Origin of the sequence: Aquimarina sp. Aq78 (genome assembly GCF_900299525.1) — a bacterium.
Lineage (GTDB): Bacteria > Bacteroidota > Bacteroidia > Flavobacteriales > Flavobacteriaceae > Aquimarina.
The window spans coordinates 97,345-109,537 of the sequence record NZ_OMKA01000003.1 but is presented as its reverse complement, the minus strand read 5'-3'; the positions used below and the strand labels follow the sequence as shown (position 1 = coordinate 109,537).

The following is a 12,193-nucleotide window of genomic DNA, read 5'->3' as shown; positions in this document are numbered from 1 at the left end:
TATTTGTGTTGATTTTTATTAAGCTGCAAATTTACTACTTTCTTGCTAAAATTTGGTATAAAACTAAGATAGAATCCCATAGTTATTCACCAAATTTTGAACAATAGAAAAGAGATAAAATGTAATAACCAAATTTCGTAATACTACAGTATTGATGTTTCGATAGTTTTTAGAAGGTATTACATCTTTGTAAGAGTGAAATTTTTATATAACTGTATACATATTATTGTATACCGATACGTATTATTTTCTTTCTAATAGGGCCATATAAAATCCATCATATCCTGATTTATGTGAAAGTACTTTCTTGTCTTTGATCAAGGTGAAATCATTTCCGATTTCTTTAGAAAGGAAACTTTTTACCTGATCTTGATTTTCTGATGGTAAAATAGAACAGGTAGCATATACTAATTTTCCTCCGGACTTTACCATTTTAGAATAATTCTCAAGTATTTCGGCTTGTGTATGTTTGATTTTATCTAAAAATTCTGGTTGTAATTTCCATTTAGCATCAGGATTTCGTCGTAAAACACCCAAACCACTACATGGGGCATCGATAAGAACACGATCTGCTTTGCCATGTAATTTTTTGATGTCTTTTGTGCTTTCTATGACTCGGGTTTCGATATTATGGGCACCATCTCTACGTGCTCTTCTTTTAAGCTCTTTTAGTTTATTGCCATAAATATCCATAGCGATAACCTGCCCTTTATTTTGCATCAAGGCTGCCAAATGAAGGCTTTTACCGCCTGCACCTGCACAAGTATCTACAACACGTTGTCCTGGTTGTACTTCTAGAAAATCGGCTACCAATTGAGAAGAAGCATCTTGTACTTCAAATAATCCATTTTTGAATGCTTCTGTGGAAAATACATTAGTTCTTTCGACAAGCTTCAGCGCATCTGGATATCCTTTAATGAATTCGGTATCGATATTTTCGTCTTCCAGTAGACTTCTAAGTTTTTCTCTTGATGTTTTTAAGGTATTTGCACGAAGAATAACAGGAGCCTGCTCATTAAGTGCAGTAATTTCTTTATCCCACAGTTTACCTAGTTCTTGCTCTCCCAATTGATCCATCCAATCGGGGATAGATTCTTTAAATTTTCTTATTTTGCTTAATTCATCAAAACGTCCTTTGATACGGCGGGTAGGCGTGGGGCCAATTTGTTTCCAATCGGGCAAAGAAATCCCTCTTAGAGTAGCCCAAACGGCGAAGACTCTCCATAAGTTATCTCTGGAGAAAGGTTCTTTTACTTCGGCTATTTCGGTATATAAGCGTTTCCACCTTACGATTTCATATACGGTCTCTGCAACAAAACTACGATCACGTGATCCCCATCTTTTGTCTCGTTTCAGTAATTTCTGAACCACTTTATCTGCATAGCTTCCTTCATTAAATATTTCATGTAATCCATCTATAACAGCAAAGACAAGATTTCTATGTAAACGCATTGTATTATTTTTTAAGGTGTGCAAAGGTAGACCTTTGTGATCAAATACTATTATATTTGACTATAATTATTGATATAGGAACCTATGAAATTAATCTGCACCTTATTATTTGTTTTGACTTTTGTTTTTTGGACTACAGAAGAGAAAGTAGTAACTCATAATTTTTCTAAAGTTGAAATAGAAGTTATTTTAAAAGATTCTATAAGTATACGAGCCTTAGATATATATAATGATACTTTGATTGGTTTTGGATTTAATAAAGGGTACGGGTTTATGAACCTTACTACAAAAAAGAAGACTATTATCGAGTTCTCAGAGACTGATACTATAGAAAAAAAGGAAAACTGGATTGCAGAGCAACGCGCTGTTAGTTTTACCGATAAATCGTTTTTTAGTCTAGGAGTGAGTTCTCCTGCAAGATTAAGAAAAATAGATAGAGAGAGTAAAAAAGAAAAAATTGTATATACCGAAATGCATAAAAAGATATTTTATGATGCAATTGCATTTTGGAATGCTAAAGAAGGAATTGCAATGGGAGACCCTACGGATACTTGTTTGTCGATAATTATTACAAGAGATGAAGGGGAAACCTGGAAAAAGGTTTCTTGTAATGATCTACCTGAGGCTTTTGTTGGAGAAGCAGCATTTGCTGCTAGTAATGGAAACATTGCAATTGTAGGCGATAAGACGTGGATAGCTACAGGAGGGATGAAATCCAGGGTGTTTTACTCTCCTGATAAAGGAAAAACATGGGAGGTTTTTGATACTCCGATCATTCAAGGAAAAGAAACCACAGGAGCGTATTCTGTTGATTTTTATGACGAGAATAATGGAGTCATTTTTGGAGGAGATTATACAGATCCAAAAAGTAACGAGGCAAATAAAGCGATTACAAAAGATGGAGGAAAAACCTGGAATTTGGTGTCAGATGGTAGTGGAGTAGGGTATAAGAGCTGTATACGATATATCCCTAATGGTGGTGGTAAAGAAATGGTAGCTGTTGGATTTACGGGAATATCAATTTCTAATGATCTTGGAAGGAGTTGGAAAGAGCTAAGTAAAGAAGGTTTTTATACCATAAGATTTATAAATGATAGTACCGCAATAGCAGCTGGTAAAGGAAGAATTGCTAAACTGGTTTTTAAATAAAAAAGAGGCTTGTTATAACCTCTTTTTTTGTTTTATTACAACGGTTGTTAATGTCTTTTTCTTCGTTCTTTAATTCTTGCAAGCATACGTTTATGAAAATCTGCTTCTGCTTTTATGAGTTTTAGAATCTTCTTATTAGGTATGGCCTTCTTTAGATCGACGATTAATTTTTTTCGGGACTGTGATTTCTGTTCTTCAACCTCCAGAAAGCTGTTTATAGCGTCTTCAGCTTGCTTATCACTTAAACCGGTGGGGTTGTCGTTGGATTCTTTTATACTTCTAATTAATTTACGCTCTTGACGTCTAAGCTTTCCAACGGTTTCTTCATGTGCATTATAAACAGGCCAGAATTGCTGTGCCTCTTTACTGGTTAAATCTAATTTTTCAGTAATATATGCAATTTTAAATGCCTTTATTTTTTCTCTTGACCCGTGTTGAGCAAAAGCACCTATATAAAAACAGGCAAAGCAAATAAGTAAAACTATCTTTTTCATGTGTATGTTTATTGTTTTAGAGGTCACATGTAATCTTTGACGATTAAAAGAATTATAGATTGATGTTTTAATAATTATTTTAATCGAGTCGGTTTCATGTGTATGTTTTATTCTGTAAATATAATTTCATCATCTAAATCCTCTTCGGATAAATACTCTAATAAAGTTTCATCATCAATTAATTCTTTTTCGAATGTTTCCGAATACATAATATCATCATCTAATAGAACTGCTATTTCTGTAGTACTAAGTTCAATATCTTCTTCGGTAAAATAAGCATGTATATCGGCAACCTCAATAGAATTAAAATTTAATTCTGATTCTTTAGGTATGGATACAGATATAATAATAGCAATCATTGCTGCAATACCAGAGAGATATAAAATATTTTTCTTGGCTCGTAATGAGATAAGTTCCCCTTTGGGTTTATCATCATCAATTTTTTGCATTATATTACCTTCTAAAGTAGTAAAATAGTCTTCTGGGGTTTTAAAACCCGAATCCATTTTGGAACTCAGTTGGTCATCTTTATCTGAAGCTATTTTTTCAAAAAGCTTACTTTCGAAACTTTCAAAATAACCTTCTGGTACTTTAAAACCGTCATTGTTTTTATGTGATTTATCTTTTTTCACTGATAGTATGACTTTTTTATTATAAAATGGTTTAATCTTTTTTTAAAAATTCTTCAATTTTTTTTGAAGCTAAATGATACGAAGCTTTTAATGCCCCTTCACTGGTCTCCAGAATTTCTGACATCTCACGATATTTTAGTTCCTGAAAATATTTCATATTAAAGACCTGTTGTTGTTTTTGTGGCAAAGTAGCTATAGCCTTTTGCAACATGAGTTGTATTTGATCTCCTTCATAATAAACATCTGCTTCGAGGTTCTGAATTAATTGTAAACTTAACTCTTCATTACTAATATTATATTTTTTTGCTTTTTGATTAAGAAAAGTAATAGACTCATTTGTGGCTATACGATATAACCAAGAGTATAATTTACTATCTCCTTTAAATTTTTTTATATTCTTATACACTTTAATAAACACATTTTGTAGTATATCATCTGTATCATCATGATTTTTTACCATATTCCTAATATGCCAGTAAAGGCGCTGTTGATATATAGCAACAAGCTTACCAAAAGCGATATTTATATCCTCGTCTGATTGTAAGGCAATAAGTAGGTCTTGTTCTTCCTGAGTGTTCAAAGGTAAAATTAGTTTTATTGAAATGATCAATTATTTGATCTTGGTACTACTATATGACTAATGTACATAAAAAAGGTTTAATCATATTTTAAATATTTTTTGTAGGAATTTTGTAGGATTAAATGTTAAATTATATGATTATTTACTTTTTTTATAGATAAAATACACTTTTTGTTTGGTGAATTGAAAATAATTACTATCTTTACAGTGTAATAATGATTGAGTTCTTTCATTTCCCCCAAGATGAAAGTTTTTTATAAAAGTGAGTTTTAATTTTAGAGTAAGCCCCTAAATTAAGATGATTTGTGTGAAGAGAAAGAGTGCGAAAGCACTCTTTTTTATGTTTAATACTTTTTACCAGGTAATATTTCGAAATATTCATGATTGTAGGATAAGGACTACAAAATATAATATTTATTTAATTTTTAAAAGTTAAAACACATAATTATTAGATAAAATGCATTTTTTATTTGGTGGATTGAAAATAATTACTATCTTTACAGTGTAATAATGATTGAGTTCTTTCATTTCCCCCAAGATGAAAGTTTTTATAAAAGTGAGTTTTAATTTTAGAGTAAGCCCCTAAATTAAGATGATTTGTGTGAAGAAAAAGAGTGCGAAAGCACTCTTTTTTATGTTTAATATATTCGATAACTTTTAAATAAATAAAATTTATTCTCTATTAAAAATCAATAATTGTAGGAATTAGATTACTTAATTATGGTTATTGTTAAGTTTAATGCGGTTAAAAAGTATTTTTTATAGATAAAATTCAATTTTTATTTGGACGTCCCGGATTTTTGTATTATATTTACATCATAATTAAAGAGAGTTAGTCCTTCCATTCCCCCCAAGATGGAAGATGTTAATAAGAGTGAGTTTTAATTTTAGAATAAGCCCCTAAATTAAGATGATTTGTGTGAAGAAAAAGAGTGCGGAAGCACTCTTTTTTATGTTTTATCTTTTCGATAGTTTTAATTTAAATACAATTTTTTATAGATAAAGTATAGTTTTATGCGGTTAAAATCAATTTTTGGTTTGTGAAAATACGTGGTCGGTCAGAAAAGGAAGAATTTCACATTTCTAATATCTCAGAATAGATATCGTTCTTTTTTCCAAAAGAGCTATCGTTAAGCTCGTTTTGAACTCGTATTTTTATGAAGTACGTGTATTCAACAATAACCACAAAAAAAAGGCCATCCCTAGAGATAGCCTTTTAGAACTATTAATTAGACTATTATTGTTTTATAAATCTTTTGGTGACAGCCAACCTTTTAGAAACAAATCTTACAAAATACATACCAGTTGTAAATTGTGAGACATCAATGTCATGAGAACCCACACTTGGATTTATCTTTTTAATGATCGCTCCTGTGGATGCAAATATTATAATCTCATCAAAATCACCTCCCAAAATATCAATAGTTAACTTTGAATTTGCTGGATTAGGATGCATTTTAATATTCCTTTTTGAGTTTTGAGTGAATGATCTCAGAGCTTCTACATCATTATTAACAGTGACTCCAGTTCCAAGATTAATTGTGTAATCTTCCACTTCACCATAAGTGAAAGCTTCACAAGAGGTTGGAATTCCATTATACTTCATTGAAACTCTCATTCTAACCGAAGTTTTAGAAGTTCCACTAGGAACTGTAAAAGATCCACTATTAGAAGTATTAGTCGAAGCGGCTTTGGACCAAACTAATTCGCCTGTATCATTAAAATCTCCATTATTATTGTAGTCAATCCAAACAGCGTATGCTTCAGAGTACGTGGTTCCTGTCCAGGTAGGGACAACCGTAACAGTATATGTTTGACCTTCGTTTAAATCTGTAGAAATTGAAGTGAAATCTGAATATAGTTGTGCATCAGAACTTTTGTTGATTGTATTTAACTGGACATTGCTAATAAATTCTTCGCTTGCATTTGTACTTGCAGAGCTACAATAAGTAACAACGGTTCCTGTTGTAGTGAACGAAGTAGTAGCATTTCCTGAAACATTCCCGGCAGCATCTTCGGCAGTTACAGAAGCAGTATATGTGGTTGAAGGTGAAAGCCCGGTAACGTTAAAAGTAGTAGTTGTAGAAGTACCAACAACAGTACCACCTATAGAGATATTATAGCGAGCTACACCCACATTATCTGTAGATGCGGTCCAATTAAGTACTGATCCACTAGATGTGATGTTACTGGCAACCAAATTAGTTGGATTCGTTGGTGCTTCAGTATCAGGAGTACCAGCTTGAATTTGAAATTTTCCAACGACACCTTTTCTACCACTCTTAATATACTCGGTAATAAACCAAAATGAAGAATCATCAGATGGATCTACATCAATCTTGCTATAATCCCCATATCGGTTACCGCTAATATTTCCAGTTCCATTTGCGATGAGTCCTTCTGTACTTGTCATTGTTCCTAATGGGTCAGAACTCAATCTCCCTGTAAAATAAGAACTTACTCTAACTGTTGTTGGTGTTGTAGGTCCAGACATAGATGTATATCCCATTCCTATATTTCCGTTTCCATCCATTGCGAGACTAGCGTTCCAGGCATGTCTTCCATCTGGTGCGGTATAAGTGCCCTCTTGATATAAAGACCAAGGCTGATTATCCCCACTTTGTCGAAACTCGTACCAACGTACTCCTGCCAGTTCACCTGAACCAGCATCTGTATCAACTACAAAATTAAATACTGCAGAATTATGAGTAGCAAATTTTCTAAATTGAGCTTGATTCATGATAGTTGCTTGTAGTGCATCAATTGCACCGCCTCCGGGTTGAGTTAAATTAGTAAAACTTCCATTGTCAAAAACACTAATAAAAGGTGTTGTATTGATTTGCTGAGGGTTTGAAACTGTCGAGTTTGCTGGAGTAGTCCAATCTATATTAGCAGTCCAAACTTTAATATGGTCCACAGATACTCCGCTCCATGCATTGTCCTGTAAATAGACTATGGTAGCACCTCCAGCAGCAGGTAAATTGCCATTAGTAACATTTAAAGCTTGCGGACTATGAAAACCACTGGTAACAATCCCCGGAAGTTTAAATCCAATAATTTGAGCTGAAGAATTTCCTGCCAACATAGCAGTTCTCTCTAATGCCCAAAGTTTATTAGTACCTCCAGTATTTTCGGTAATATAGTATCCATCACTCCAGACAGATAGTTTTTGATAATCTGCTATACCCGGAATATTGTATATATACCATCCTGCTGTTAATGGGTTAGGGCCATCTGAAACCGCCACCTGAGCTCCGGATCCCAAAAATGAAAGTACCCATCTATCTGCTGCATTATCATAGGATGCCGTAAGATCACAACAGCCACCCGAAGGGAAAATAGCAGGATTAGGAGCGGTTTGACCTAACAATTGATTACCAGATTTATCATAAATCATAAACCCGGTATTATAAACCACCATCACATGATTAGGGCCTATGGCCATAGAAGGATCTGTCGGTTGAGAATTTGATGAATAGGTGTCAAAAACAAGGCTAGCGGGAGCTCTTTTCATGCTTTGTTCCTTTTCATGTTTATTTCTTACGAAGTAATCATTTTTCGTTTGAGGGTCTTTGCCAGATACAATTTGATTTCCTAATGATTTTTTATCTTTTGCCTCCCTTACCGAATTGTCCGGGGGGGTAAGATCATTGGGTCTTGATTCTAGAGATGAGACATACTCTACAGAAGATATCTTTCCATGATAGAAAGCTTTGGTGTCATTTTCTTGTGCGCGGGTCATAAAAGAAACGGCGAACAATAGCGGTAATAATAATAAATTTTTTAGTTTCATTGAGTTTGTTTTAAGAGATTTAACTAGCTTAAAGTTAGATAAATAACATCGGTAATTCCAAATTCAATACACCTTTTTTTAATTGAATGGTAAGGCCATATTCTTAATATGTGCTAACCTTCGTTTTATACCTTTTTAACCATCTAGTCAAGTAATCTGTATCAAAAATTTACTATTAGATACTTTAAATCTTTATCATTTTTTAGGAGAATTAGAGATTGTAGTTAGGTATACAGAAAACATAATCGATGAGATAATCAATGAATATTTGGAATACCACTGATGAAGAAAATGATGGTGATTACAATTGATACCATTTCAAAGTTAAATGGATAGGTATTAATATTGGAACAAGCAGAGGGGGAGATATCAATTCTAGTTGTTTTTATTAAGTAAATTTAACCAGAAATAGTTCTTAGAAAAATCAAACCCCTGTACTTAATAGTTACAGGGGTTTTGTCGTTTTATTGTAAACTATAAGTTTTTTATTGATCTAATGATTGCATATTCACCAATTTTTGATAAATACCATCTTTAGAAATAAGCTCATCATGTGTACCTTGTTCAACAATTTTCCCTTTTTGCATTACAACGATTAGATCTGAATTTTGTATTGTTGATAATCTATGAGCGATCACAATACTTGTTCTGTTTTTCATCATATTCTCTAATGCAGATTGTACCAATCGTTCACTTTCGGTATCTAGAGCAGAAGTTGCTTCATCCAAAATCATGATAGGAGGATTTTTTAATACAGCACGTGCTATAGATAAACGTTGCTTTTGTCCGCCACTAATTTTATTACCGCTATCTCCTATATTGGTTTCGATCCCTGCTGGTAAATCTTTTACAAATTCCCAGGCATTAGCAATTTTTAAAGCTTTTATAATTTCTTCGTCAGATGCAGATGGATCTCCAACCAACAAATTATTTTTTATAGAGTCATTAAATAAAATAGAATCCTGGGTAACCAATCCCATGAGATCTCTTAAGGAGTGTTTGGTTAGATCTTTAATATCTACACCATCTATTTTAATATTTCCTTTGTTTACATCATAAAAACGAGTAACCAGATTGGCGATAGTGGATTTACCACTACCAGACTGACCAACTAGTGCAACAGAACTACCTTTGGGTACTTTTAAAGAAAAATCATTTAGTACATACTCATCTTCATATTTAAAAGATATATTCTCTAGAGTAATATCAGTGGTAAACTCTTTTTTCTCTTTTGCATTTGGGTGATCTTGCAGAGGCGAGGTCGTATTTAATATTTCTAGTACACGCTCTGCCGCTGCATTACCTCTTTTTACTCCATAACTTGCCTTAGAAATGGCTTTTGCTGGCGTAAGAATATTATAGGCAAGACCCATATACACAATAAAAAGTCCTGGATCCAAAGATTTTTCTACTAGTACCATTTGCCCTCCATACCATAATAAAATAGAGATTACAGTTATACCCAAAAATTCACTTGTTGGGGATGCAAGATTTTGTCTGTTAAGTAGCGTATTCGAAAAATTATAGAAACGAGAAGTAGATTCCTGGAACTTTTTTCCAAATATTTTTTCAGCATTAAATCCTTTGATAACTTTTAACCCACCAAGAGTTTCCTCGACAATAGAAAGAAAGAATCCTTGTTCTTGTTGTACTTTATCCGAGTGTTTTTTCAACTTTTTTCCAATTAAAGAAATCAAAAACCCCGATATCGGAATAAAAATAAAGACAAATATTGTTAATTTTAAACTTATCAATAGCATGGTAAGTATCGTAAATAGAATCATCAAAGGCTCTCTTACAATAAGTTCTAATATAGATAAAAAGGAATGTTGTATTTCTAGAACATCTGTAGATATCCTAGCCATAGTATCTCCTTTTCTTTTTTCTGAAAAATATGACAGTGGTAATTCTACTGTCTTTTTGTATAATTCATTACGTACATCCTTTAAAACACCATTTCTTAGAAATGTAATAAAGTACATTGCCAGGTAATTAAAAATATTCTTAAGAAAGAACATACTTATTACAAGAACCACCATAAAAATTAGGACATCCTCACTACCTTGATCGGCTTTTTGTGTTACAAAATAATTAAGATAATCTTCACCATATTCTTTAGCTTTTAATATGCCTTCCCATTTTGGTTTAACCCTAATTTTTTCAGTTTTGTCAAAAAGAACCTTTAGCATGGGAAATAAAGATACCATAGATAGTGTTCCGAAAAGGGCATAAAAAATATTAGAAATTATATTTAATATAGCATATACTTTATAGGGTTTCGCAAAGCGAAGGATTTGTTTAAAATAATTCATTAAAAATATACTGAACAGCTATCACTGTTGTTTAAGTTAATTGTAAGTCTTTTTTGATGGCTTCAATTCTACCATCTAATTGTTGTTGCACAGTAGTAAAGTCAGCACTTGTATGAAGTGATTCCTGTACACTGATATAAAATTTTATTTTTGGTTCTGTTCCGCTTGGTCTGGCAGCAATTTTACTTCCTGCTTCGGTATAAAATATCAAAACATTTGATTTTGGGATATCAATACTATGCTCTGTATGATCCTGAACATTTTTGGCAATACCGGTTTGATAATCCTCGATCAAAACTACTTTTTCTTCATTTAGAGATTTTGGAGGATTATTTCTTAAATCCACCATAGTTTGCTTAATCTCTGCAGCACCATCGATTCCTTTTTTTACCAATGAAACCAAATGCTCTTTATAAAAACCATGTTTTGTATATAAATCTAATAAAGTACTATAAAAAGAACTACCATTTGCTTTGGCAAAAGCAACAATCTCACAAGCGAGTAGGGTAGACGTTACTGCATCTTTATCTCTAACAAAATCACCTACCATAAACCCAAAACTTTCTTCACCACCACCAATAAAGTGTTGGTCAGGGAAATCTTTGATTAATTTGGCAATCCATTTAAAACCGGTTAGTACTTCTTTATATTCTACACCGTAGGCCTGGGCCAGACTTTGCATCATAGGAGTAGATACTATGGTAGATGCAATAAATTCATTGCCAGTAAACCCTTGTTTTTTATAATTTTCTAACAAAAACCAGGTCATTACAATCATAGTTTGGTTTCCGTTAAGTAATTGTAATTCCCCTTGATCATTACGAACAGCTATTCCTAATCGATCACAATCAGGATCGGTACCAATTACAATATCTGCATCAACTTGGGTAGCAAGTTCCATTGCCATTGCTAAGGCTTCTGGTTCTTCTGGGTTAGGAGATTTTACGGTAGGAAAATTACCATCGGGTTCTGCTTGTTCTTTTACGATATGTACATTTTTGTATCCTGCTTTTTCAAGAGTCTCGGGTACAGCGGTAATAGAAGTACCGTGTAACGAAGTAAAAACAATTGTCGTATTATCTTTTGCTTCCTGGGTAGCTGCGAAACTTCCGTTTTTCACACTCTGTTCAATAAAAACAGTATCAATCTCCTGATCTATTTTTTGAATAAGACTAGGATTCGTATCAAATTGAATATCTGAATATTTTAATGCATTTATTTCTGCAATAATCTCACCATCTTGCGGCGGAACTAATTGTCCGCCATCCTGCCAATATACTTTATATCCATTATATTCTGGTGGATTATGACTCGCAGTGAGTACTATACCACAATGACAGCCTAATTCTCGCACGGCAAAAGACAATTCTGGAGTAGGACGAAGGCTGGAGAATAAATAGACTTTAATACCATTAGCAGAAAATACATCTGCAACTACTTGCGCAAGCGTATCACTATTATGTCTACAATCATATGCAATTACTGCTTTGGGTTGTTCTCCCGGAAATTGCTTGATCATATAATTACTTAACCCTTGTGTACTTTTTCCCAAGGTGTATTTATTGATTCGATTGGTTCCCACACCCATGATACCACGCATACCTCCGGTACCAAATTCGAGATCTTTATAAAAGCTCTCTTTTAATTCTTCTGAATTAGTATCCTGTAAATTTTTAATTTCTTTTTGAGTAGTGGTATCAAAAACCGGAGTTAACCACTCGTCAACTCTTAGGTTTATATCAGAATCTGTGATTTGCATGCTTGTGATTTTAGTGCAAAAA

General features: G+C 33.1%; 8 protein-coding genes. 1 reads left to right on the top strand and 7 read right to left on the bottom strand.

Features of this window, described 5'->3' with window-relative positions; translation table 11 throughout:
• Positions 1-243: 243 nt before the first annotated feature.
• Positions 244-1,452 carry an RsmB/NOP family class I SAM-dependent RNA methyltransferase gene (locus DG435_RS05445; protein ID WP_106793169.1) on the bottom strand — a complete coding sequence of 403 codons (1,209 nt, stop codon included), beginning with the start codon at positions 1,450-1,452 and terminating at the stop codon, positions 244-246.
• Between the two features lie 84 nt (positions 1,453-1,536).
• On the opposite strand from DG435_RS05445, the gene DG435_RS05440 reads away from it, so the two are divergent.
• Positions 1,537-2,601 carry an oxidoreductase gene (locus DG435_RS05440; protein WP_106793168.1) on the top strand — a complete coding sequence of 355 codons (1,065 nt, stop codon included), beginning with the start codon at positions 1,537-1,539 and terminating at the stop codon, positions 2,599-2,601.
• A 47-nt stretch (positions 2,602-2,648) separates the two neighbouring features.
• Here the strand turns inward: DG435_RS05440 and DG435_RS05435 are convergent, their stop codons facing one another.
• From DG435_RS05435 to DG435_RS05410, 6 genes are all read right to left on the bottom strand, one after another.
• Positions 2,649-3,095, bottom strand: a complete 447-nt coding sequence (locus DG435_RS05435; protein ID WP_106793167.1) for a sensor of ECF-type sigma factor — start codon at positions 3,093-3,095, stop codon at positions 2,649-2,651.
• 107 nt (positions 3,096-3,202) lie between these two features.
• Complete coding sequence (locus tag DG435_RS05430; RefSeq protein WP_106793166.1) at positions 3,203-3,727, bottom strand: hypothetical protein; 525 nt, start codon at positions 3,725-3,727, stop codon at positions 3,203-3,205.
• Positions 3,728-3,758: 31 nt separating this feature from the next.
• Positions 3,759-4,307, bottom strand: a complete 549-nt coding sequence (locus tag DG435_RS05425; protein WP_106793227.1) for an RNA polymerase sigma factor — start codon at positions 4,305-4,307, stop codon at positions 3,759-3,761.
• 1,237 nt (positions 4,308-5,544) lie between these two features.
• Complete coding sequence (locus DG435_RS05420) at positions 5,545-8,100, bottom strand: GEVED domain-containing protein (RefSeq protein WP_106794828.1); 2,556 nt, start codon at positions 8,098-8,100, stop codon at positions 5,545-5,547.
• A gap of 485 nt (positions 8,101-8,585) precedes the next feature.
• Positions 8,586-10,412 (bottom strand): ABC transporter ATP-binding protein, encoded by a 1,827-nt coding sequence (locus DG435_RS05415; protein WP_024771035.1) that lies wholly within the window; start codon positions 10,410-10,412, stop codon positions 8,586-8,588.
• A 31-nt stretch (positions 10,413-10,443) separates the two neighbouring features.
• Positions 10,444-12,171: a phospho-sugar mutase gene (locus DG435_RS05410; protein WP_106794829.1), complete on the bottom strand. Its 1,728-nt coding sequence runs from the start codon at positions 12,169-12,171 to the stop codon at positions 10,444-10,446.
• Positions 12,172-12,193: the final 22 nt, after the last annotated feature.

Bases quoted from the DNA above. Each gene is read 5' to 3' on its own strand.
- DG435_RS05445 (WP_106793169.1), bottom strand. From the start codon at position 1,452: ATGCGTTTACATAGAAATCTTGTCTTTGCTGTTATAGATGGATTACAT.
- DG435_RS05440 (WP_106793168.1), top strand. From the start codon at position 1,537: ATGAAATTAATCTGCACCTTATTATTTGTTTTGACTTTTGTTTTTTGG.
- DG435_RS05435 (WP_106793167.1), bottom strand. From the start codon at position 3,095: ATGAAAAAGATAGTTTTACTTATTTGCTTTGCCTGTTTTTATATAGGT.
- DG435_RS05420 (WP_106794828.1), bottom strand. From the start codon at position 8,100: ATGAAACTAAAAAATTTATTATTATTACCGCTATTGTTCGCCGTTTCT.
- DG435_RS05415 (WP_024771035.1), bottom strand. From the start codon at position 10,412: ATGAATTATTTTAAACAAATCCTTCGCTTTGCGAAACCCTATAAAGTA.
- DG435_RS05410 (WP_106794829.1), bottom strand. From the start codon at position 12,171: ATGCAAATCACAGATTCTGATATAAACCTAAGAGTTGACGAGTGGTTA.